At 69.0% G+C, this 21,955-nt stretch carries 25 protein-coding genes; 11 read left to right on the plus strand and 14 right to left on the minus strand.

Annotation, left to right across the window (positions count from 1 at the left end; translation table 11 throughout):
- Positions 1–5: 5 nt before the first annotated feature.
- The gene (dtd, locus tag AC5Y6X_RS17505) at positions 6–437 is read right to left on the minus strand and encodes a D-aminoacyl-tRNA deacylase (RefSeq protein ID WP_499987891.1); all 432 of its coding nucleotides are present in this window, start codon (positions 435–437) and stop codon (positions 6–8) included.
- Positions 438–494: 57 nt separating this feature from the next.
- On the opposite strand from dtd, the gene AC5Y6X_RS17510 reads away from it, so the two are divergent.
- Positions 495–809, plus strand: coding sequence for an MTH1187 family thiamine-binding protein (locus tag AC5Y6X_RS17510; protein ID WP_324676875.1), 315 nt, complete (start codon positions 495–497; stop codon positions 807–809).
- Positions 810–917: 108 nt separating this feature from the next.
- Here AC5Y6X_RS17510 and AC5Y6X_RS17515 read toward each other — a convergent pair whose 3' ends face one another.
- Positions 918–1,412: a macro domain-containing protein gene (locus AC5Y6X_RS17515; protein WP_499987893.1), complete on the minus strand. Its 495-nt coding sequence runs from the start codon at positions 1,410–1,412 to the stop codon at positions 918–920.
- Positions 1,413–1,452: 40 nt separating this feature from the next.
- Between AC5Y6X_RS17515 and AC5Y6X_RS17520 the strand changes: the two genes are divergently transcribed.
- Positions 1,453–2,724 carry a competence/damage-inducible protein A gene (locus AC5Y6X_RS17520; protein ID WP_499987894.1) on the plus strand — a complete coding sequence of 424 codons (1,272 nt, stop codon included), beginning with the start codon at positions 1,453–1,455 and terminating at the stop codon, positions 2,722–2,724.
- Between the two features lie 9 nt (positions 2,725–2,733).
- On the opposite strand, the gene AC5Y6X_RS17525 is transcribed toward AC5Y6X_RS17520, so the two are convergent.
- Complete coding sequence (locus tag AC5Y6X_RS17525) at positions 2,734–3,996, minus strand: sialate:H+ symport family MFS transporter (RefSeq protein WP_499987896.1); 1,263 nt, start codon at positions 3,994–3,996, stop codon at positions 2,734–2,736.
- A 52-nt stretch (positions 3,997–4,048) separates the two neighbouring features.
- Here AC5Y6X_RS17525 and AC5Y6X_RS17530 point away from each other — a divergent pair, with 52 nt between their 5' ends.
- Positions 4,049–5,116: an amidohydrolase family protein gene (locus tag AC5Y6X_RS17530; protein ID WP_499987898.1), complete on the plus strand. Its 1,068-nt coding sequence runs from the start codon at positions 4,049–4,051 to the stop codon at positions 5,114–5,116.
- Between the two features lie 20 nt (positions 5,117–5,136).
- On the opposite strand, the gene AC5Y6X_RS17535 is transcribed toward AC5Y6X_RS17530, so the two are convergent.
- Positions 5,137–7,137, minus strand: a complete 2,001-nt coding sequence (locus tag AC5Y6X_RS17535) for a zinc ribbon domain-containing protein (protein WP_499987899.1) — start codon at positions 7,135–7,137, stop codon at positions 5,137–5,139.
- 409 nt (positions 7,138–7,546) lie between these two features.
- On the opposite strand from AC5Y6X_RS17535, the gene AC5Y6X_RS17540 reads away from it, so the two are divergent.
- Positions 7,547–7,948: a phage holin family protein gene (locus AC5Y6X_RS17540; protein WP_499987900.1), complete on the plus strand. Its 402-nt coding sequence runs from the start codon at positions 7,547–7,549 to the stop codon at positions 7,946–7,948.
- A gap of 3 nt (positions 7,949–7,951) precedes the next feature.
- Here AC5Y6X_RS17540 and AC5Y6X_RS17545 read toward each other — a convergent pair whose 3' ends face one another.
- From AC5Y6X_RS17545 to AC5Y6X_RS17570, 6 genes are all read right to left on the minus strand, one after another.
- The gene (locus AC5Y6X_RS17545) at positions 7,952–8,734 is read right to left on the minus strand and encodes an enoyl-CoA hydratase/isomerase family protein (RefSeq protein WP_499987902.1); all 783 of its coding nucleotides are present in this window, start codon (positions 8,732–8,734) and stop codon (positions 7,952–7,954) included.
- Positions 8,731–9,699 carry an FAD-dependent oxidoreductase gene (locus tag AC5Y6X_RS17550; protein ID WP_499987904.1) on the minus strand — a complete coding sequence of 323 codons (969 nt, stop codon included), beginning with the start codon at positions 9,697–9,699 and terminating at the stop codon, positions 8,731–8,733. The genes AC5Y6X_RS17545 and AC5Y6X_RS17550 overlap by 4 nt, the downstream gene beginning before the upstream one ends.
- A 69-nt stretch (positions 9,700–9,768) precedes the next feature.
- On the minus strand, positions 9,769–10,305 hold the full coding sequence (locus AC5Y6X_RS17555; RefSeq protein WP_499987908.1) for an Rv1352/Rv1906c domain-containing protein: 537 nt from the start codon (positions 10,303–10,305) through the stop codon (positions 9,769–9,771).
- A gap of 20 nt (positions 10,306–10,325) precedes the next feature.
- Positions 10,326–10,820, minus strand: a complete 495-nt coding sequence (locus tag AC5Y6X_RS17560; protein WP_499987910.1) for an SRPBCC family protein — start codon at positions 10,818–10,820, stop codon at positions 10,326–10,328.
- Entirely contained in the window at positions 10,820–11,449 is a 630-nt protein-coding gene (locus AC5Y6X_RS17565; RefSeq protein WP_499987912.1) for a nitroreductase family protein, read from the minus strand. The genes AC5Y6X_RS17560 and AC5Y6X_RS17565 overlap by 1 nt, the downstream gene beginning before the upstream one ends.
- Before the next feature lie 30 nt (positions 11,450–11,479).
- Entirely contained in the window at positions 11,480–11,962 is a 483-nt protein-coding gene (locus AC5Y6X_RS17570) for a carboxymuconolactone decarboxylase family protein (protein ID WP_499987914.1), read from the minus strand.
- A 135-nt stretch (positions 11,963–12,097) separates the two neighbouring features.
- Here AC5Y6X_RS17570 and AC5Y6X_RS17575 point away from each other — a divergent pair, with 135 nt between their 5' ends.
- From AC5Y6X_RS17575 to AC5Y6X_RS17585, 3 genes are read left to right on the plus strand one after another with little or no spacing between them, the layout of a single operon-like run.
- The gene (locus AC5Y6X_RS17575) at positions 12,098–12,796 is read left to right on the plus strand and encodes a hypothetical protein (RefSeq protein ID WP_499987915.1); all 699 of its coding nucleotides are present in this window, start codon (positions 12,098–12,100) and stop codon (positions 12,794–12,796) included.
- A 7-nt stretch (positions 12,797–12,803) separates the two neighbouring features.
- Positions 12,804–14,249: a class I adenylate-forming enzyme family protein gene (locus AC5Y6X_RS17580; RefSeq protein WP_499987916.1), complete on the plus strand. Its 1,446-nt coding sequence runs from the start codon at positions 12,804–12,806 to the stop codon at positions 14,247–14,249.
- Between the two features lie 15 nt (positions 14,250–14,264).
- Positions 14,265–14,978 carry a hypothetical protein gene (locus AC5Y6X_RS17585; protein WP_499987917.1) on the plus strand — a complete coding sequence of 238 codons (714 nt, stop codon included), beginning with the start codon at positions 14,265–14,267 and terminating at the stop codon, positions 14,976–14,978.
- On the opposite strand, the gene AC5Y6X_RS17590 is transcribed toward AC5Y6X_RS17585, so the two are convergent.
- Positions 14,927–15,565 (minus strand): TetR/AcrR family transcriptional regulator, encoded by a 639-nt coding sequence (locus AC5Y6X_RS17590; protein ID WP_499987919.1) that lies wholly within the window; start codon positions 15,563–15,565, stop codon positions 14,927–14,929. The two genes, AC5Y6X_RS17585 and AC5Y6X_RS17590, sit on opposite strands and share 52 nt — an antisense overlap.
- 97 nt (positions 15,566–15,662) lie before the next feature.
- On the opposite strand from AC5Y6X_RS17590, the gene AC5Y6X_RS17595 reads away from it, so the two are divergent.
- Positions 15,663–17,225 carry a phytoene desaturase family protein gene (locus tag AC5Y6X_RS17595; RefSeq protein ID WP_499987920.1) on the plus strand — a complete coding sequence of 521 codons (1,563 nt, stop codon included), beginning with the start codon at positions 15,663–15,665 and terminating at the stop codon, positions 17,223–17,225.
- Position 17,226: 1 nt separating this feature from the next.
- Here AC5Y6X_RS17595 and AC5Y6X_RS17600 read toward each other — a convergent pair whose 3' ends face one another.
- The 3 genes from AC5Y6X_RS17600 to AC5Y6X_RS17610 are packed head-to-tail and all read right to left on the minus strand — an operon-like array spanning position 17,227 to position 19,180.
- Positions 17,227–18,027, minus strand: a complete 801-nt coding sequence (locus tag AC5Y6X_RS17600) for a lipase family protein (protein WP_499987921.1) — start codon at positions 18,025–18,027, stop codon at positions 17,227–17,229.
- A gap of 56 nt (positions 18,028–18,083) precedes the next feature.
- Positions 18,084–18,689, minus strand: a complete 606-nt coding sequence (locus AC5Y6X_RS17605; protein WP_499987922.1) for a YbhB/YbcL family Raf kinase inhibitor-like protein — start codon at positions 18,687–18,689, stop codon at positions 18,084–18,086.
- 44 nt (positions 18,690–18,733) lie between these two features.
- The gene (locus AC5Y6X_RS17610; RefSeq protein ID WP_499987925.1) at positions 18,734–19,180 is read right to left on the minus strand and encodes an SRPBCC family protein; all 447 of its coding nucleotides are present in this window, start codon (positions 19,178–19,180) and stop codon (positions 18,734–18,736) included.
- Positions 19,181–19,319: 139 nt separating this feature from the next.
- Here AC5Y6X_RS17610 and AC5Y6X_RS17615 point away from each other — a divergent pair, with 139 nt between their 5' ends.
- The 3 genes from AC5Y6X_RS17615 to AC5Y6X_RS17625 are packed head-to-tail and all read left to right on the plus strand — an operon-like array spanning position 19,320 to position 21,867.
- Positions 19,320–20,516 (plus strand): RsbRD N-terminal domain-containing protein, encoded by a 1,197-nt coding sequence (locus tag AC5Y6X_RS17615; RefSeq protein WP_499987927.1) that lies wholly within the window; start codon positions 19,320–19,322, stop codon positions 20,514–20,516.
- 6 nt (positions 20,517–20,522) lie between these two features.
- Entirely contained in the window at positions 20,523–21,245 is a 723-nt protein-coding gene (locus AC5Y6X_RS17620; RefSeq protein ID WP_499987929.1) for an MBL fold metallo-hydrolase, read from the plus strand.
- 10 nt (positions 21,246–21,255) lie between these two features.
- Positions 21,256–21,867, plus strand: coding sequence for a DUF5134 domain-containing protein (locus AC5Y6X_RS17625; protein ID WP_499987931.1), 612 nt, complete (start codon positions 21,256–21,258; stop codon positions 21,865–21,867).
- Positions 21,868–21,955 lie beyond the last annotated feature (88 nt).

A 21,955-nucleotide genomic window follows, 5' to 3' on the forward strand; every position in this document is an offset into this window, starting at 1 on the left:
GCCGATCACAGCTCGAGCATCACCGTCACCGGGCCGTCGTTGACCAATTCGACCTGCATGTTCGCGCCGAAGACGCCCATCTCCACGTCGGCTCCCAACGCTCGCAACGCCTCGGCGAGCGCCGTGACGAGCGGCTCGGCGACCGGCCCGGGGGCGGCCGCGTTCCACGACGGGCGGCGCCCCTTGGCGGTGTCGGCATAGAGGGTGAATTGGCTGATCACCAGGATCGGCGCGCCGACGTCGGCCGCGGACCGTTCGTCGGCGAGAATCCGTAAGTTCCATAGCTTTTCGGCGAGCCGCCGCGCGGTGTCCGCGTCGTCGCTGTGGGTGACGCCGACGAACGCGAGCAGCCCCTGGCCGTCCGGCCGAATGGCCCCCACGACGCGGCCGTCCACCGACACGGCCGCCGATGAGACCCTTTGCACCAGAACCCGCATGGGCCTCGATGCTGCCAGGCCGGGCGCGGCCGCGGAAATGTTGGGTACGCTCGTCGGGTGTCGGTGCTCGTCGCGTTTTCGGTCACCCCGCTCGGGGTGGGCGAGGGCGTCGGCGAGATCGTCGCCGAGGCGGTGCGGGTGGTCCGCGAGTCCGGCCTGCCCAACGAGACGGGCTCGATGTTCACCGTGATCGAGGGCGAGACCTGGGAAGAAGTGATGCTCGTCGTGCAGCGCGCGGTGGAGGCCGTCGCCGCCCGCGCCCCGCGGGTCAGCACGGTGATCAAGGCGGACTGGCGAAAGGGCGCCACCGACGCGATGACGCAGAAGGTCGCGACCGTCGAGCGTCACCTGTCGCGGCCGCACAACCCGTAGCGCGCTAGCTTTCGCGAGTCGAAACCGCGTCGAGCGTGGGGGATATGCACACAAACCGACCGGTTCTCGTCCACAGCCCCCACGTTCGGCGAGCCGAAGATCGGGACGCTAGCTTTGCACGGCTTCCCGGAACGCCCGCTCCGCCGGCTCGCCGTGGACCGCGAACACGACGCGCTCCAGCGAGCTCGGCCGGTGTTGCCGCACGGCGTCGACCATCAGCCGCGCGGCGTCCTCGAGCGGGAAGCCGCCCACACCCGTGCCGAACGCCACCAGCGCCAGCGACCGGCAGCCCAGCTCGTCGGCCTTGCGCAGCGTCGAACTGGTGGCCCGCGCGATGATGTCGGCCGAGGTCGGACCGCCCAGCTCCATCGTCGCCGCGTGGATCACGTAGCGGGCCGGCATGTCGCCCGCGGTGGTCTCGACCGCGTCCCCGAGGCCGATCGGCGCCTTCTCGCGCGATTCGCGTTGCACCTCGGGCCCACCGGCGCGGGCGATCGCCCCGGCGACGCCGCCGCCGTGCCGCAGCTCCGTGTTGGCGGCATTGGTGATCGCGTCGAGTTCCAGCTTGGTCACGTCCGCCTGCAATACCTCTAACTCGATCATCGGTCCATTGTCCCGCAGGCACGCCAGTAGGCTCATGCCGGTGAGCGCACGCGCGGGCATCGTCGTCACCGGAACCGAGGTCCTCACCGGGCGCGTCCAGGACGCCAACGGGCCCTGGATCGCCGACCGCCTGCTGGAGCTGGGCGTCGAGCTGGCGCACATCACGATCTGCGGCGACCGCCCGGCCGACATCGAGGCGCAGCTGCGCTTCATGGCCGAGCAGGGCGTGGACCTGATCGTCACCAGCGGCGGCCTGGGACCGACGGCCGACGACATGACCGTGGAGGTGGTGGCGCGCTTCTGTGGCCGCGAGCTGGTGCTCGACGACGAAGTCGAGAACAAGATCGCCGACATCCTTCGGCGCCTGATGCAGCGCAACACGGCCTACGACCCCGGCACCTTCGAGTCGATCAGGGCCGCCAACCGCAAGCAGGCGATGATCCCGGCCGGTGCGCAGGTGCTCGACCCGGTGGGCACCGCCCCGGGCGTCGTCGTGCCGGGCAAGCCGGCGGTGATCGTGCTTCCCGGGCCGCCGCGCGAGCTGCAGCCGATGTGGCAGAAGGCAATCGAGACACCCGCGGCGCGGGAGGCCATCGCCGGACGAACGGTGTACCGGCAGGAAACCATCAGGATGTTCGGGCTGCCCGAGTCCGGGCTTGCCGAAACCCTGCGCGGCGCAGAGCAATCCATCCCCGGCTTCGACGCGCTCGAGATCACCACCTGCCTGCGGCGCGGCGAGATCGAGATGGTCACCCGCTACGAACCGGACGCCGCCGCCACCTACGCGAAGCTGACGCAGCTGCTGCGCGACCGGCACGGGCACCAGCTTTTCTCCGAAGACGGCTCGAGGGTGGACGATCTGGTCGCCCGGTTGCTGGCCGGTCGCCGGATTGCGACGGCGGAATCCTGCACGGCCGGGTTGGTGGCGGCGCGCCTGACCGACCGGCCCGGATCGTCGGACTACGTGGCCGGCGGTGTGGTGGCCTATTCGAACGAGGCGAAGGTGGAGCTGCTCGGCGTCGACCCTGCGCTGATCGAGGCGCACGGCGCGGTGTCCGAGCCGGTGGCCGAGGCGATGGCCGCCGGTGCGCTGCGCCGTTTCGGCGCCGACACCGCCGTCGCGATCACCGGAATCGCCGGCCCCGACGGGGGTACACCGGAAAAGCCCGTCGGCACAGTCTGTTTCAGCGTGATGCTGGCCGACGGCCGCACCGACACCCGAACGCTGCGACTGCCGGGCAACCGCTCGGACATCCGGGAGCGCTCCACGACGGTGGCCATGCACCTGCTGCGGCGCCTGCTCAGCGACTGAAAGCCGCGATCACGCCATTTCGGTTGGCAGGAAAGCGCTTTCGGCGGTGCCGAAGCGAATGCCGGTGGCATCCTTGCCGATCAGCGTCAGGAAGGTCACGGCGATCAGCACCGGCACGATCGTCGCCGCCAGCGCGAAGGGATAGCCGTGCGACTCGGCCAGGCGTTCCTGAATGGGCAGGTTGAACGCGGCCAGCAGGTTTCCCAGCTGGTAGGTCACGCCGGGGTAGAGGCCGCGGATGGCGTCGGGTGACAGCTCGGTCAGGTGAGCCGGGATCACGCCCCACGCGCCCTGCACGCAGAGCTGCATCAGAAACGAGCCGAGGCACAACATCGCCGCGGTGCGCGAGTAGGCGAACAACGGCACGATCGGCAGCGCCAGCACCGCGCAGAACACGACCGTGTAGCGGCGGCTGAACCGTTGCGACAGCGTGCCGAAGACCAGCCCGCCGATGATGGCGCCGACGTTGTAGACCACGACGATCCACTTCACCGTCGCGCTGGGCAGGCCGGCACCCTGGTTGGCCGTCGCTCCCAGGAAGGTCGGGTAGACGTCCTGGGTGCCGTGGCTCATCCAGTTGAACGCGGTCATCAGCAGCACCAGGTACACGAATCGGCGGACGATCGCGGCGTCGCGCAGCACGTCGCGGATCCTGGTGCTGGTCAGCCGCATCCGATCCTGCGCGGCCTCCCACACCTCGGACTCCTCCACCCGGTACCGGATGATCAGGCTGATCAGCGCCGGGACGATGCTCAGCGCGAACAGCCAGCGCCACGACAGCCCCAGCCAATCCATCACCACCAGCGACGCGACACTCGCCAGCAGATAGCCGAACGCGTAACCCTCCTGCAGCAGCCCGGAGAAGAACCCGCGCCGCTCGACGGGAACCTTCTCCATGGCGAGCGCCGCGCCCAGCCCCCATTCGCCGCCCATGCCGATCCCGTACAGCAGCCGCAGGATCACCAGGACCGTGAAGTTGGGCGCGAACGCGCACAGGAACCCCACCAGGGAGTAGAACATCACGTCGACCATCAGGGGCAGCCGCCGCCCGACGCGGTCGGCCCACAGCCCGAACAGCAGCGCGCCGACGGGCCGCATGATCAGGGTGGCCGTGGTGACGAACGCGACCTCGGCCTTGCTGTGATGGAACGTCTTAGCGATGTCGGCATAGACGAGCACCACGATGAAGTAGTCGAAGGCGTCCATCGTCCAGCCCAGCAACGCCGCGACGAACGAATTTCGCTGATCGGCCGTCAGGCGTTGCGTCGTCACTTGAGCATCGTGCAGTACCGGGCGGCAGTTCGCGAGGGTAAGTTCCGGATACATGCGAATCATCGACGCCGATGGGCACGTAGCCGAGAACTCCTCGCTGGCGATCGAAGCGATCAAGCGCTGGCCCGACCACGTCAAGGCCAGCACCGACGGGCGGCTGCGGTTGACCCTGGAGGGCCGCAACTACCCCGAGGACACCGGACCCGGGGCCGGTTGCCCGCCCGAGCACGGCATCAGCAAGGCGCCCGACATCAACTGCCGCTCACCGGAGGGCGTGCTGGGCGACGCCGACCGCGATCACATCGACACGATGGTGCTGTATCCGAGCATGGGGCTGTGCGCGCCCAGCCTGGAGGATCCCGATTTCGCCGCCGGCTTCTCGCGGCTGTACAACCAGTGGATCGCGGACTACTGCGCCTCGTCGGGCGGCCGGTTGCGCGGCGTCGCGGTGACCCCGATCGAGCACGGCCAGGCGGCCATCGACGTCATGACCGAAGCCAAGGAGCTGGGCCTGGTGGCGACGCTGGTCCCGCCCGCGCTCAAGACCCGCAACCTCGACCACCCCGACCTGGATCCGTTCTACGCCGCCGCCGTGGATCTCGAGATGCCGCTGGGCATTCACGGCGCGCCCGGCATTCACCTGCCCAAGATCGGCGTGGACCGCTTCACCAATTACATTCAGGTGCACTGCATCAGCTTCCCGTTCGACCAGATGACGGCGATGACCGCGATGGTCTCCGGCGGCGTGTTCGAGCGGCACCCGAAGTTGCGGGTCGCGTTTCTCGAGGCCGGAGCGGGCTGGGTCCCGTTCTTCATCGACCGCCTGCACGAGCATTACGAGAAGCGGGGGGACTGGGTCGAGCGCGGCTGGCGCCGCGATCCGCACGAATACCTCAAGGCGGGCAACATCTTCGTGACCTGTGAGCCCGAGGAGCCGATCCTGCCCGGCGTCATCGACGTGCTCGGCGACGACTTCATCATGTTCGCCAGCGACTACCCGCACTGGGACGGCGAATGGCCGGAGAGCACCAAGCATCTGCGGACCCGCGCGGACATCTGCGAGGAGGCGCGCGAAAAGATCGGCGGCCGCAACGCGCAGCGCTTCTACAACCTCAACTAAGAGTTGACCCGTAATAGGGGTCATGCAGCGCCAATCAGCTTGGGGCCTGGTTGTTTTCGGCTAGTCCCGCGACGTCCAGGCTTTGGGCCTGGTCTGTTCGGGGGTGGGCCGAGTGCTGCTTGTCCAGCAGAGGCCACCGGGTGGTGGCTGCCGGTCCTGGCCGATCCAGCATCGGGTGATGGCGGTGGCTGGTGCCGGTTGACTGAACCCTCCCACTCTTGCTGGGAGGCCAGCCCCGCCCGCAGGGCGTGGGCAAGTCGGTAGTCGACCCGCGCAGTGCGCGGATCGTCGTGGTCGGCCAGCGTCACGCAGGCCGCCAATGCGGCCGAGACAACGTCACGGTCACCGCGCAGTCCGCAGTGCGGGCAATCATGGGTGCGCTGGGCCAGGGTCTTGGCAACCCGTGCCCCGCACAGGCAGTGCTGCGACAGCGCAGTGGATCGGGTACCCGCCCGATAGAGTGTGCCGCCGGTGGCTCGGCATTCGCGCTTTAGTGCGGTGACCAGCATGCCGGGGCTGAACAGGGCAATCCTTTTGCCCCACAACCGCGCCCACGCGGAGATGTTGTTGTCTTCGACGGTGATCGTGTTGCCGTGGGCGGCCACGAGACGGGCGGCTACCGCGTCGGCGCGGGCCTGTTTGGCCTGACTGGCGACCCGCGCCTGGGCGGCGTGATCACAGCGGGTGCGCTTATAGGCGCTCGAGAGCGTGTCGTGGCGGTAGGCGCGCAGCGGCACCCCATCTGCGCGGGCATGCCGCGGCCCGCGAGGGTTGAGCACTTGTTTGGCCGCCAGCCCTTTGTCGGTGCGGCGTTGTGCGCGCTTGTGCTGGCGCACCGAGAGACCGTACTGGTCAGCGTTGGTGTTGCGCCGGGAGCGATCCAACGCCTTGTGCCGGGCACGGGCTTTCTTGGCTGCCCGATCCGCGGCGGCGTGCTGCTGCGCGGTGCAGCCGATCCGCTCGGCCACCAGCTGCCCGGGCTCATCGCCGGGGAACGACGCCACCGACAGGTTGGACACATTGGCATCCACCCCGGCGCGCCGAGCGGCGGGAATCTCGCCGCGACGAACCCGGGTGGCCGGCGACTGATACCCGGCCCGATGGACCAATAGATGCGCGTAGTAACGCCAGCCGCCGGGCGCCTTGCGATCACGCACACGCACCAGGTCGATCTTGTGCCACGCTGCTGGATCGGCGAGGAAATGGTTTAGGTGCGCCCACTGCCCGCCACCCTGAGGTAGCCGCAGCGGAAGTACGAGATCCCCGGCGGGCAGGCCGGTGAACACCACCACCAACGCGCCGGTGTCGTCCCACCACGACCCGCTCGCCGGCCGCGCCAAAGCCGGCAGCCGCGCGGGTTGGGCCAGGATCGAGGTGCCCGCCGGCTGGGCGGCGGCCGCGGCGGTGACGATCTCGGCGGGCAACTGCAGATGTCGATAGGCCTCGAGGTGCCCGTCCAAGGTGCCGACCAGGCGGTAGGTCTCCCAGGTGGGTGTGGCTTTGGTGTGCGAGCGGGCCCGCCCGGGGATGCGGGTGAACTCCCACCACGACCCGACCCTGGGTGGACCGTGCCGACGTCCCGACGCGTCGGCGAACAGGTGGCGGTCAACTGTTTCCCACACTTCATCGGCCACGTGCAGGCCGATGGCTTTGGTCAGATGATCACGCATCCATCCGCTGGCCTCAATATGGGCTTTTCCTGCTGCCTCGATTCCCTTGCGAGTCAACCCCAGCCGCTCGGCCAGCGCCTTCGGATCACGCCTGCGCTCATCATGGGCCGCCCAGTACGCACGGCAGCGATCGGCGGCGTCACGCTGCAGTGCCCGGCGCAGCCGAAATACCGCCTCCCACTGCCGATACAGCCGCCGCAGCACAACGGGGTCGCTGACGTCGAGCTCGAGTCGGATCACCGACACCGGGCCGTCATATTTGAAGTTCGGGGCCTTCGACTTACCCCGGCGCCGCGGCACGACGACATCACCGCTGGTAGCGGTCACGGTGTCAGTGCCCACCGATGCCATGCGGCGCATGCAACCACAGACCACCGACATCGATCTTCTGCCACACCGATGGCGAAACCTACTGCCGCTCACGGGGTTAACCATCCGCCAGACCCGCACCGTCTGTGCCCTGGCGCACCGCCGACTACAGCCCGCACCCGGGCGGCCCTGGGTCCTGCCGCTGCCCGTGCGGGTGCTCCTGGTACTGATCCATCCGCGATAACCACAACCGCGCACACTGCCGGATCAGAGCCCGCGTCGAACACGTCATCGCGTGATTGAAGACCGGCAAATGCTGCGGCAATGCCGCCGCCGCGCCGAGGCCATCAACCATAGCCTCCAAATCATCACCGGACTATAGAACCTCAAAGCACCCGCGCCACTACGGGTCAACTCTTAGTCAACCTCAATTAGTGGCAGGATCTCCCGCATGGGCCATTTACTGCTGCGCGCCGCGCTGACCGGACTTGCACTGTGGATCGTCACCCTCTTCGTGCACGGCATGAGCTTCGTGGGCGGCGACACGCGGCTGCAGCGTGCCGGCATCATCTTCGTCGTCGCCTTGATCTTCGGTCTGGTCAACGCGTTCATCAAGCCCGTCGTCCAGATTTTGGCGATCCCGCTCTATGTCCTGACCCTCGGACTGATTCACGTCGTCATCAACGCGTCGATGTTGTGGATCACCGCGTGGATCACGGAACACACCACTCACTGGGGACTGCGCTTCGACCACTTCTGGTGGACGGCGATCTGGGCCGCCATCGTGCTGTCGATCGTGAGCTGGGTGCTGTCGCTGGCGATTCAGGACGTCGGGCGCCGCACGAGCGCCTGACGGTTACCGGCCCTGCCACCGCGGCGGTCGCTTCTCGGCGAACGCGCGCGGCCCCTCCTTGGCGTCCTCGGTCTCGAAAACGCGGTCGCTGTGCCGGGTTTCGTTGTCGTAGGCCGACGCGAGGTCGAGCGCCAAGCCTTCGACGGCCGACTGCTTCGTCGCGGACACCGCGAGCGGCGCGTTGGCCGCGATCCGCCCGGCGTAGTCGTAGGCGGTGTCCATCAGCCGCTCCGCGGGGACGACGCGGTTGATCAGCCCCATGGCCAGGGCCTGCCCCGCGTCCACCATGTCGGCGGTCAGCAGCAGCTCCATCGCCAACGGGTAGGGCATCTGGCGGGGCAGCCGGACGGTGGTTCCACCGCCGGCGAAGAGACCCCGCTTCGGCTCGATCACCGCGAAGCGGGCCTCCGGTACGGCCACGCGGATGTCGGTGGAGGTCAGCATCTCGAAACCGCCCGCCACGCAGGTGCCGTTCACGGCCGCGATGATCGGCTTGAAAAGCGGGAACCGGTGCAGGACGGCGTGGATGGCGTCGTCCTTGTTCCAGCCCTCCGGCCTGGGCAGGTCGCCGGTGAGCTCCGGGATGAATTTCTTCAGGTCGGCGCCGGTGCAGAAGTCCCGGCCGACGCCGGTGACCACCGCGACCCACGCGCCCGCGTCATCGCGAAACGCCGACCACGCCCGGGCCAAGTCGCGGAAATGCTCCATGTCCAGCGAGTTGCGCGTCTCGGGACGGTTGATCGTGATGGTGGCGATGTGGTCGTCCAGCGCGTAGTCGATGCTCACCGCGCGACCCCCTCGACCAGGCGGACCACGTCGCGCGCACAGCCCCACGACAGGGTCACGCCGTTGCTGCCGTGGCCGTAGTTGTGGATGCACCGGGCCGCGCCCAGCGGCTCGGCCTCCAGCCGCACCGACGGGCGGTCGGGGCGCAGGCCGGTGATGGTCTCGATGACGTCGGCGTCGGCGAGCCGCGGCTCGATCCGGCGGCAGCGCTGCAGGATCCGTTCGCTGATCTCGGGGTCGGGGGTGGTGTCCCATCGGCCGGCAATGCTGACGCCGCCGCACACCACGCGTTGCGGGTGGGGGAAGTAGCAGGTCCATTCCGGGTCGGCGTTGATTTCCAGAAACAGTTGCCGCAGACCAGGATTCGCGAGCACGACATGCTGGCCGAACAGCGGGCGCATCGTGTCGTCGCCCGTCAGCGCCGCGGCGCCGAGACCGGCGCAGTTGACGACGATCGGTGCGGCGTCGGCGGCCTCGGCCAGCGACCGCACCCCGCGCGTCTCGATTTGGCTGCCGGCCGCGGCGAGCCGGCCGGTCAGGTAGTCGAGGTATTGCGGCATGTCGATCATCGGCAGGGTGGCGCGAAACCCGGTGCCGAAGCCGTCGGGAAGCTCGGCCGGATCGGCCGGGCGCAGGTCGGGGATCAGCTCGGCGGCCGACGACATCGCCTCGGCCCGGGTCAATTCGCCGACGGCGATCGCCGGCGCCATGCGCACCCCGGTGCCGGGGTCGCCAGCCAATTCCCGGAAGACCCCGAGGGAGTGCTGGGTCCAGGCCAGGGACTTGCTGGCCCGTTCGGCCGGGCGCGGCGGGGCCCACACCGCGCCGGCCACGATCGAGGTCGTCCGCCGCGGCGGCTCCGCCGCCCACACCCGCACCGGGAATCCCGCTTCGGCAAGGCATATCGCCGAAGTCAGCCCGCTGACACCGGCACCGATCACGACGATCTGCTGCGAACTGGCCACGGCGCCACGGTAGCCAAGAGTGATCGGCCATGGGACCGCGGCCGGGCGGCCGTCAGTCGATTGAACGAATCAGGGATGAGGCGCTTGCTGGCCGTTCCCGCCGAGCAGCCCGTTGAGGATGCCGAGGGTGCCCTGCAGTTGGGCTCCCGCCGCCGGCCCGGAGGCGTCGGGCGGCGGGGCGGCGTCGGTCTGCTGCCAGGGCTGGCAGCCGTCGGTCTTGAACGCCTTGTCCGTCGGCTCGATGCGGACTACCTGCGGCTTTTTGCTCATCGAGTTGTCGATGAGGTTCCCGTCGGGGTTGCCCATCCGCTTCCAGTAGCAGGTACCGTTCGGCAGGGGTCCCGCCGTGCTGTAGGTGCCCGGCGCGATGTCGGTCCCCACCGCGAACGTGCCGTCGTGGTCGATGCTCGTCTTCGGACCCGGTGCGGGCGACGGTCCGGGCGACGCCGCCGGTGCCGGTCCGGCCGGCGCTTCCGAGGACGGCGCGGGCGGCGGCGTCGGCTCGGGATCGCCGGAGGCGACGCCCGCGGACGCCGCCCAACCCCCGATGACCAGCGCCGCGGCGGCGCACCGTGCCACTACCGATGCTGACGCGTTGAACCCCATGACACAGCAGCCTACCGGGGTTACGTCAGCCGGCGCACCTTGCCGGCGTGGCCGAGCGCGTGCTCGTAGGTGTCGAGGTTGTCGCGGGAGATCCTCGCGTGCACGGGGCGTTCGAGGAAGAAGCGCAGCACCGGGTTGTAGGCGTGATAGGTCTCGTGGAAGGTCAGCACGGTGGTGCCGTCGGGCTGCTCCTCGAGTTGGTGATAGCCCTCGGCGCGCGACCACAGCGGCGCACCGACCGCGACGTATCGCGACAGCTTGTTGATCTCGGCCTCGGTCACGGTCTCCCACGACCGCCCCTTGCCGCCGGACAACAGGTATTTGGGCACCGGGAAAACGCAGGTGCGGACCAGGCCCTCACCGGCTTCGTTGCCTTCGTTCAGTATCTCCATGCTGCCGGTCGGCCAGGTGAGGACCCGCGGGCGTGGCGCGTCGGGCGGCGCGGGCGGGTGCAGCACCCGCCAGACCTTCCGCGGCGGCGCGTCGACATGGAATCGCACGGTGTAGGACTGCATCAGCCTGCTCCCCAGCTGTCCCAATAGGTGACGCTCTCCGCGGGCGGGCGCGCGGCCGGCCGGAAGTCGGTGCCGATCGTGTACGCCACCGGGAACAGCGCGGCCTGCGTCACCGTCGGCGGAATCCCGAGCACCTCGGCCACCTCCTGCTCCTTGGCCAGGTGCATCGTCGTCCACACCGAGCCCAGGCCCCGCGAGCGCAGGGCGAGCAGGAAGCTCCAGCCCGCCGGGATGATCGACGCCCAGGCCGTCGCGGCGATCAGCAGGGGCGCGCCGTCGAAGCGGCGGTCCAGGCAGGGGATTACGTGCACCGGCACCCGCGCCAGCGTCTCGGTCAGGCTCATCGCGCTGGCGTACACGCGCCGGGTCTGCGGGTCGGCCGTGTTATTCGCGGCGTGCGCCAGGTATTCCGCGCCGACGCTGCGGTAGATGTCGGCGATGGCGGCGCGTTTGGCGGCGTCGGTGACCACCAGCCAGCGCCAGTCCTGCGCGTTGCTGCCGGTGGGCGCCTGCATCGCCAGCCGGATGCACTCGAGGATCACCTCGCGACCGACCGGGCGGGTCAGGTCGAGTCGCTTGCGCACCGAACGCGTGGTGCTCAGCAACTCGTCGACGGTGGCGATGTCCATGGTTCCTTCCCGTCGCTCACTCAGAGGCACTCAGAGGTCGATCGCGCACGACTGATCCACGCCGAGCACCGTCAACGAACGTCCCAGCCCGAGAAACACCGCGACGCACAGCGTGAGATCGAGGATCTCCTCGTCGGAGAACGCTTCCCGCAGCCGCCCGAAGAAGGCGTCGTCCATCGACGCGTGCTCGTTGGCGAAGCGCTCGGCGTATTCGATGGCGAGCCGCTGGCGCGGGGTGTAGCCGGGGTATGTGGCGTAGGCGGCGACGTTGTCGTAGAGCTCCGGGGCGACACCGGCGTCCAGCACCGACTGCGCGCGGAAATCCGAGCAGGCGACGCAATCGTTGATCTGCGCGATTCGCATCCGGGCCAGCTCGCGCTCGGCAGCCGGCAGGATGCTCTGCTGGTATGCCCCGCGGATCATCCGCTCGACCATGTCACCGAGCTGCGGCCGCAGCGTCCAGATCATCGCGGCCTCGCCGCCGGGGCCATCCGGCACGTTGAGTCGGGCCATGCGCAAACTCCTGCCCGGTAAGGACGGTACCGAGTTGAGCAAACCAGATTCTCAGCTGAACTGTCCAGGTCGCTCGCGTCGTGCAATTATGCAGATGTCGAATCCGGGGGCCAGCCGCGAACGGGAGGTCTGTGCATGCTTTTCATGCACGAATTGCACAAGGTGCGCGGCCGCGCCGAGGACGACTTCGAGGCGGCATTCCGCGACGGCTGGATGCGCATACTCGCCGCCGGCGACGATGCCCGGTTGCTGTGGTACGCCAACCAGGCGCACGGCAGCGGACCCGCCTACACCGTCGTCACGGTGACCGCCGTCCGCGACGGCGCGGCGTGGGAGCGGCTGACCCTGCGGGTCCAGAAGGGCGACCTGCAGGGGTGGATGCGCAACCTCGACGAGCTCCGCCACGAGGTCGACGCCAAGCTGCTGGTGCCGGTCCCGTGGTCGCCGCTGCGGGAGGTCGACTTCGACGCGGTGCCCGCCGACGGCCGCGAACACGAGATGAGCCTCTACATGGAAGACACCATGTGGCCCTACGAGGACAAGTTCGAGGAATACATCGTCCGCTGCGGTGAGGTGTACGCCCGAAGCCTCGAGCAGCCCGACTCGATGCTGAAGATGCATGCCGCATTTCAGCCCGCCCTCGGCAGCCACGTGCGCCGCGAGGTGATCCTGATGCAGCGCATCAGCCGGCCCGACGCGCTCCTCGACCTGCTCCGCAGCCACATCCCCGCCGAGTACCGCGCCCCGGGCACCTGGATGTACGACGCGCTGGACCTGCGCGACCAGTGGACCAGTCGGCTGTTGCGCACCTCCGAGTGGTCACCCCTGTATTGAGCCGGGCATGAACATCGGCACGATCCTCGACGCCGCCGCCGAAGGCGATCCCGCCCGGGCAGCGCTCATCATCGACGGCCGCACCATCGGCTACGGCGTGCTGGCGGCGGCGGTGCGGCGGTGCGCGGCGGGTCTGGCCGCCCGCGGCGTAGTGGCGGGGCAGCGGGTGGCCGTCGTCGACGGCGGAAGCCTGCTGTCCATCGCGACGTTGCTGGCGGCGCCGCGCCTCGGCGCGGCGGCCGCGCTGATGAACCCGGCGCTGACGCCGCCGGAGCTGCGGGGGCTGCTGAACAACGCCGGCTGCGCCGATGTGGCGGTCGCGGGGGAGCAGTACGCCGGCCGGGTCCGCGAGGCGGGCGCGCCCACGGTGTTGACGGACGCCGACCTCGTCGGGCGGCCGCCGTCGGCCGATCACACCGTCGCCGTCGACGACCTCGACGACCGGGAAGCGTTGGTCCTGTTCACCAGCGGGACGACGGGACTGCCCAAGGCCGTCGGCATCACCAGCGGGCAGCTCACCCGGCGCATCACGGGGATCGCCGCACCGTTCCGCGCGGACGCCGAACCGGCGGTGGGGATGATGTGCGTCCCCTTCTTTCACGTCGGCGGCGCGCTCGGCACGCTCGGCAGCCTGTATTCGGGCAACACCTCCGTGGTGCAACGGCGCTTCGACGCCGGCGAGTGGCTTCGCCTGGTGTCGCGACACCGGGTCGCCGCCACGTTCATGGTGCCGGCCATGCTGCAGCGGATCCTCGACCATCCGGACTTCGCGACCACCGATCTGACGTCCCTGGTCGCCATCGCCTACGGGGCCGCCGCGGCGCCAATCAGCTTGGTGCGCAGGGCAATGGCCGCGCTGCCCCATGTGGCGTTTGCCAACGTGTTCGGCCAGACCGAGACCCTGGGCGCGTACACGACCCTGCTGCCCGACGACCACCGCGACCCGGCCCGCGCGGGATCGGTCGGCCGCCCGCTGCCCGGGGTCGAAGTGCGAGTGGTGGACCCGGACACGGGCAGCGACGTCGAGGCGGGAGCGGTCGGCGAGTTGTGGGTGAACACCACCCAGAACGTCACCGAAGGCTGGTTGCGCACCGGCGATCTCGCCCGCCTGGACGCCGACGGCTACATCTTCCCAAGCGGGCGGCTCAGCGACACCATCAACCGCGGGGGAGAGAAATTCGGGCCGGTCGAAGTCGAAGAGGCGTTGCGATCCCATCCCGCGGTCAGCGACGTCGCGGTCGCCGGGATCAGCGACGACGAGCTCGGCCAGCGGGTGGGTGCCGCGGTAGTCGCTTGTGCCGCAGTGACACTCGAGGAACTGCGATCGCACTGCCGCGAGCGGATCGCCTACTTCAAGCTGCCCGAGCGACTGGCGATCGTCGACCACATTCCCTACAACTCGACCGGCAAGGTCAACCGCCGCCAGCTCGCCGCGCTCATCGCGGATGGCTGAAACCAGGGGGCCCAGATGTTGTTCATGCACGAAACCCACAAAGTGGTCGGCGCACGAGAGCAGGAATTCGAGGCCGCCTACCGCGAGGGCTGGATGCCGACACTGGCCGAAGAAGACGACGCCCGGCTGCTCTGGTACACCAACCACGCACACGGAACCGGCTTGTCCTACAACGTGATCACGATCACGGGCATCACCGACGGCGCCGCGTGGGAGCGCCTTGCGCGGCGCGCCCAGGCCGGGGACCTTCGGCCCTGGATGCGCGAGCTGGACAACCTGCGCCACGAGGTGACGGGCAAGCTGCTGCTGCCGGTCGCCTGGTCGCCGCTGCAGACGGTGGACCTGGCGACCGTGCCCACCGACGGCGCGACCCACCCGTTGAGCCTGTTCATGGAGGACACCGGCTGGCCCTATGCGCCCCTGGACGACTACATCCGCTCCTGGGACGAGATCTACTACCGGGTGCTTTCCAAAGCCCCGCGCGGCATGCGGATCCTGGACATCCAGGCGTGCTTCCAGATCGCACACGGCTGCTATCGGCGCCGGGAGGCGATGCTGTGGCAGAAGGTCGAAGACGCCAACAACTACGCGGCGCTGGTGCACCTGCTGACCACCGAGACGCCGCCCGAGCATCGGGCGCCCGGCAGCTACATGCACCAGGCCCTGAGGTATCGGGATCAGTGGGAGAGCCGGCTGCTGCGGACGTCGGCCTGGTCGCCGCTGTACTGAGCCAGGCCGGACCTGACCAGGCCGAGGCTCGCGGCCACCAGCTCACCCAGATCGCCCACACAGCCGTTGCGGCCCCAATTCTCAACCGCCACAACAAGCGCCGCGGCCAACACCGAGCCCGCGACCTCGGCGTAGAGATCGATGTCGGCCACCCCCGGGTTCCGGTTCCTGACGAACTCGGTCAGCACGCGGGCGAACGACGACTGCACCACCCGCAGGTGGCCCTCGATGCGCTCCGCGCCGATCAGCTCCGTGCGGGCGGTCGCGGCCTGGCGCACCACCTCGAGGTCGTGCGGAAAGGCGGCCACGCTCGCCAGGACGGCGTCGAACAGCGACTCGGATCGCGGGCGCTGGGCCAGGGCCTCGGCCAGCCATTCCAGCTGTGTCTCGTAGTCCTGGAACAGCACCGCTTCCTTGGTCGGGAAATGCCGGAAGAAGGTGCGCTCGGTGACGCCGGCCTCCCGCGCCAGCTCCGTCACCGTGACGTTCGCAAATCCCTTGCGCGCGAAGCACTTAAGGGCGGCCTGACGAAGCGCCTCATGCGTCGACCGGCGGCGCAGCTCGTGACGGTTGGTCGGCGCGGTCATGGTGGACCGATGGTAGCCCAGCCCGCGCGAATCAGAACTGACATCTTCCAATTATGTCAGTACTGACATATTCTTGTCACGACCCAGGGAGGAAGCGATGACGGACTATGACGCGATCGTGGTGGGCGCGGGCCACAACGGGCTGACGGCCGCGGCGATCCTGCAGCGGGCGGGCCTGCGGACGGTGTGCCTGGAGGCCAACACCTACGCCGGGGGCATGGCGGCGACGGTCGAGTTGATCGATGGGTTCCGCTATGAGATCGCGGGCTCGGTGCAATTCCCGACGGCCAGCCAAATCAGCAAGGACCTCGGGCTGGACACCCTGCCCACCGTGGAGCCCGAGGTGATGTCGACCAACATCGGCGACCACGGCGAGGAGCCGATGATCTTCTACCGCGACCCGATGAAGCTGATGACGCACCTGAGCGAGAAGCACGGGCTCGAGGCCGTCACCGGCATGGCCGAGCTGATCGGCTGGAGCCAGGGTCCCGCAAAGGCCTTGGGCCGCTTCGACGTTCGCACACTCCCCAAGACGCTCGACGAGATGTATGCCTGCGCGGCCAACGAGGCCGAACGCCGGGCGATCCACGAGATGCTGTTCGGCTCGGCGATGGACGTCATCGACCGATACCTGCCCGACAGGGAGAGGCACGCGGTCATGCGCGGGATGCTCGCGTTCCTGGCCGTCAATTCGACCTACCGCGGCCCGTACACGCCGGGCAGCGCCACCTGCCTGGCGTTCGCACTGGCCGTGCCCGACGAGGGCGCCGCGATGATGACCAAGCTCAAGGGCGGGATCGGCGCGCTCACCGAGCACCTGCGCGAGCTCTTCATCGCCCACGGCGGCGAGATCCGGTTCCGCACCAAGGTGGAACAGATTTTCGTCGACCGCGGCGCGGTGACGGGTGTGCGGCTGCGTGACGGGTCGACGCTGTCGGCTCCGATCGTCGTGTCGAACCTGTCGCCGGATGTCACCCTCACCGAGCTCGTCGGGCCCGAACACGTTCCGGCGGAGCTCGTTTCGCGCCTGTCCGGCCGCGATCACCGCGCCTCCTTCGTGCAGATCCACTTCGCGCTGGACGGGCTGCCCCAATTCGCCCCGCCCTACGATTTCTTGAACGAGGCGGGCATGCAGCAGTCTGTCGGCATCTTCGGCGCCCCGGAAGAGCAACAGCTGCACTGGGAGAACTGCCGGCGGGGCATTGTGCCCGACAATCCGTCGATGGGAATGCAGATCCCGTCGGTGCACGATCCCGGCATGGCGCCGCCCGGCAAGCACGCCGCCAGCGCGTTCGCCTACGCATTTCCCGTCGAAGTCGACCGAGAGCGGCACGGGCACCTCAAAAACGAGATGGCACAACGCGTTATCGACAAGATCAGCCGGCTGGCCCCGAACTTCAAGGACATCGTCATCCGCCACATCACGTTTGCGCCGTACCACATGAACACCATGTTCGGCGCGCCCGCCGGCGACTTCTGCCACGGCCTGCTGCACCCCGACCTGATGGGACCCAATCGCCCCGGGCCCAGGGGGTTCCTCGACTTCCCGATCCCGATCGACGGCCTCTACCTCGGCGGCGCGGGATGCCATGGCGGCCCGGGCATTACCTTCACACCGGGCTACAACGCCGGCTATCAGGTGCTCGACGACGCGTCTTGAATCAGGGCTTGCAGGCGGGCTCGAGGGGCAGGACAGGGCCGCCGGATTGCAGGGACAACAGATACAGGTACGTCGCGAGTGAATGCTCGCACGCCACGTTGGACTTGACCAAGACCTTCGGCGGCAGCGGCGTCAGCCGGATCGGAATCAGCTCAACGGGATTGAGCACGTGCTCGTAGTCGATCGGCGGGGGCAGGCCGGTCACGATGTCCAGGCGATTGGCGATCCGATACGAGTTGGTCACCACCTGGTCGAAGGTTTCGGCGAACAGCGAATCCCCGGTGCGCGGACTGCCGTAGGAGTAGACGGCCGGCTGGCTGAAAGCCGTGTTCGCCGCGACGTCGAGGGCAAGCAGCGTGGCGAGGGCCCCGCCCAGGCTGTGCCCGCAGATCGTGACTGAGCTGATCGGGTGGGGGAACGCGAGTTTCGCGAGCGCGGCGACCACGGTCGGCGAATCCGGCTGCGTCCCGGTCCGCAGGGATTCGTACATGGCGGTGAAGCCGTCTTCGGTGTGGCCGGCGCCGGCCAGGAACGGGCAAGGCACCAGGTCGAACGCGGCGTCGTGGATCCACTCCAAGATTCCCTCGGTGCCCCGAATCGCGATCACCACGTCGCCCGCCTTGCTCACCTGACAGATCAGCCCGATGGAGACCTCGACGTCTGCTGCGCCGGGGTCCATGTCGGTTGCCAAATCGTTGGCATAGATCGTCGTGACCACGACGTAGTCGATCCCGCCGGCACTCAGCGATTGACCGGCGGCATTCGTCAGGTCGCCGGGCGGCGTCGCGTAGGTCGCGTTCACCAGCTGGCCGAATTGTATTGCCCTGGTTACATCTAACGCCGGCGGCGTCGGCATGGTCAGGCCCTGAACGTCCCGGTGAGCACGGTCCGTGCGGTCGCGGCCTGCGCTATCGCCTGTGCCGCCTGCACGCCGGCCAGCCCCGGCGCGAGCTGGAACGTGGCCGGAAGCTGGTAGAGGGTGAACCGGTAGTGGTGTGTCCCGGTGCCCGCCGGCGGGCACGGTCCCATGTAGGCGGGCTGACCGCCCGAGTTGGGCACAGCGCTTGCGCCGGCGGGGGTTTGACCATCGGCGGTGCTGCCCGAGCCGGAGGGGATGCCGGTCACGATCCAGTGCACGTAGGGTCCGTGCGGCGCGTCGGGATCGTCGACGACCAGGGCGCCCCCCGACGGCGCCGACCACGCCAACGGCGGCGCCGTGTCGGCGCCCTTGCAGGTGTATTGCACCGGGATCGGCGCGCCGTCGGCGAACGCGGGACTCGTGATCGTCAGCGCGCCGGCGGGCAGCGCCTGGGGCACGGACCGGCCCACCGTCGTCGGGTGCGGCGCCTGCGGCGTCGTCGTCGGAGTGTCACCGTGCCCGCCGCAGCCGACCAGCATCACCAGAAGTGCCAGGCCCGGGATGGCCAATGCGATTCGGCGCAGGGTGCGAGCCGTCGATTCCATACCAGACAGTGTCGCTAACCGCGGCCCGAGAAGATAGCCACCGGTTACGCGCCGCGCTTCTTGACCTCGAGCACTCGCTTCCGCAGGCCCTCGGTGGCGGTTTCCATCAAGCCCTTCGCCCCCCTCTTGATCAAGAACCCGGGAAGCGGCACGGTCGGGTCGACCGTCAGGTCGAAGCGGAGCCGGGTGGAGTCGCCCTCAGGCGTCAACGTGTAGCGGCCCTCCTGCGCGCGTTGCTGTTTCGCGCTGACCAGCGTCCAGCTCACCCCGTCGTCGTGAACCGTGTAGGCCAGCACCTGCTCGTCGCTGACCCCCACCACCTTGACGACCTGACGCGATTTGGTCGGCCGGCCCTGGTCGTCGCGCTCGAGGACCTCGACCTTTTGATGGGTCGAGGACCACTCGGGCAACGATTCGAGGTCGAACAAGACGTCCATGATCTCGTCGGGTGTCGCCTCGATGACGACTTCGCGGGAGTCGGAGACAGCCATGCCAAGCAGATAGCCGCGGCCACGCCTGCCGAAACCTACAGATGACGTCCGGGCCGAACCGGCGGTATCGCTACTCGGCGGGCGCGCCGGCATTACCGTCATGGGGTGACCCAAGCGCACCCCGACGGCAAGGCTGGACGTGGATAGCCAAATCGCCGCAGTCGCCACCCGACTCAGCGAGCGGGCCCCCGACATCGCCGCCGCCATATGCGCCGCGCTCGAAGACAACATCGCCGAGCTTCCCTCCGACGACCCCATGGTCCGGTTGCTGCACGGCGCGGTCCAGGATCACATCCGGACGGTCATGGGTGCGCTGCTGCACGACACACCCGCGGAGCAGATCACCGCGCCGGCCGCGTCGATCGACTACGCAATACGCCTCGCCCGGCACAACGTTCCGATCAACGAGTTGCTGCGGGCTCACCGGCTGGGACAACGCCGGATGACGGAACTGGTGGTCGCCGAGCTGCAGGCGTTCGGGCTGGAGCGAACGGCCAGGGTCGCGGCCATCGAGGCGATCACCACGGCGTTGCTGCGGTACGTCGACGCGGTGGAGCTGCAGGCCCTTGCGGCCTACCAGGGCGAGCGCAAGCTGGTGCGGGAGACCCGAAGCGCGGCCCGTGAGATGCACGTCCGGGACCTGCTGGACGATGACACTTCGGTCGACGTCGACGCGGCCTCCACGGCGATCGGCTATCCACTGGGCTGGCAGCACCTGGCGCTCGTGGTGTGGTATCCCGACGGCCAGTCGGCCGGCGATCAGGACGCCCGCCTGCAGCGGTTCGTCGGCGACCTGGCGAAGACTGTCGAGGCTTCGGCGAGCGCACTGTTGACCGCTGCCGAAGCCGGCGCGTGGGCGTGGTTGCCGTACCGCGCACCGCCGGGCGACGTCGTCACCAAGATCCGCGACTATGTCGGCTCGCAACCGGACGCGCCCAACATCGCGATCGGCGCTATAGGCCGCGGCGTCAACGGATTCCGGCGATCGCATCGCCAGGCGCTACGCGCGCGGACGGCCGGGCTTGCCCGCAGCGGCCGCGAGAGGGTGCTGGTCGCCGCGACCGATCCCGGCATCCTCGCGGCGGCGTTGCTGGCCGCGGGTGTCGAGGAGATCCGCGGGTGGGTGGCCGACACCCTGGGCCCGTTGGCGTCCGACACCGACGACGACGCTCGCCTGCGGCACACGCTGCGGGGATTCCTGCGTTCCGGGGTCGTGACGCCCGCCGTCGAGCGGGCGGTCGCCAGGCGCGGGCGACCGATGGACGACCGGGTCGATGTCGAACTCGCGCTGCTTGCCTGCCGGTGGTACGGCGCGGACGTGCTGCAGCCGGGCTGAGCGTCCGTGCATTTCGCCTGGGAACAGCCGGCCGACAACGCCTACCGCTGCCGGCTCCCGTTCTGCGATGTCACGGTCGGGCTGGTGTGTGGCCGTTCGGGGGCGCTGCTGGTCGACACCGGCAGCACGCTCACCGAAGCCGCCGCCATCGACGCCGACGTTCGGCGGCTCGCCGGAGGCCCGGTCACGCATATTGTGTTGACCCACAAGCACTTCGATCACGTCTTGGGTTCCTCGATGTTCGCCGGGGCCGAGATCTTCTGCGCGCCAGAGGTTGTCGAACACCTGTCGTCGGCCACCGACGAGATTCGCGCCGACGCCCTGCGCCACGGTGCCGACGCGGCCGAAATCGAGCGCGCGATCGCGGCGTTGCGAACTCCAGGCCACGGGGTCCACGACGCCGTCATCGACCTCGGGGACTGCCGCGTGACGATCGCCCACCCGGGCCGCGGCCACACGACGGCGGACTTGGTGGTGATCGCGCCCGCAGGTGTCTGCGGCGGGGCCGTAGTGTTCACCGGTGACCTCGTGGAGGAGTCCGCCGATCCCGCGATCGACGCCGATTCCGATGTGGCGGCGTGGCCGGCAACCCTCGACCGGCTGCTCGCGCTCGGCGGACCCGATGCGATCTACGTCCCCGGTCACGGGAAGACCGTCGGCGCGGAGTTCATTCGTCGCCAGCGGGATTGGCTGAAAGATAAGGGAGAGCGGGCTCGGGACCACCCATGATCGACGACCCATGATCGACGACCTGGTGCTTCGCTGGATCGTCACCGGCCTGTCCGCGCTGAGCGCCGCAGCATGGGGGTTCGTGGTCGTCGTCCGGCATCGATCGGTCGACGAGGTGGTCCGATGCGGGTTGCATCTCGCCATGGCGGTCGCGATGGCGGTGATGGTCTGGCCGTGGGGCGCACAGCTGCCGGCGACGGGACCCTCGGTGTTCTTCGCGCTGGCGGCGCTGTGGTTCGTGGCGTCGGCCCTGGTGTCGGCCGAAACGGCCCCACTACGGACGGTGTATGGCTATCACGCCCTGATGATGCTGGCGATGGCCTGGATGTATGCGTTCGTCCATGGGCTGCTGTTGCCGAGCCACTCGTCGGCGCACCCGCACGTGGAGATGGACATGGCTGAGCCGGTCGTGCCGACGGGCGCGGGGTCACCGGGCTGGGTCGCGGCGGTCAACGGGTTCTGGTTCGTCGGGTTCGTGGCCGCCGCCGTCTTCTGGACGTCCCGTTTCCGGGCGGAACGGCCGACGGCGGATGGTCGGTGGCGTTCACTCACTGCGCCGGCTCAAGCGACGATGGCCGCCGCGATGTCGATCATGTTCGGCGCCACGCTGTTTCAGGCCTGAGCCGGGTGTCACATCGACATTGCACGAATACCCGTGGGCCCGCCCATAGAGCGCGATGTCAACCGGTGATTGAACCCCGTCATCCGGG

The sequence above is a fragment of the Mycobacterium sp. NGS26 genome (assembly GCF_059813025.1).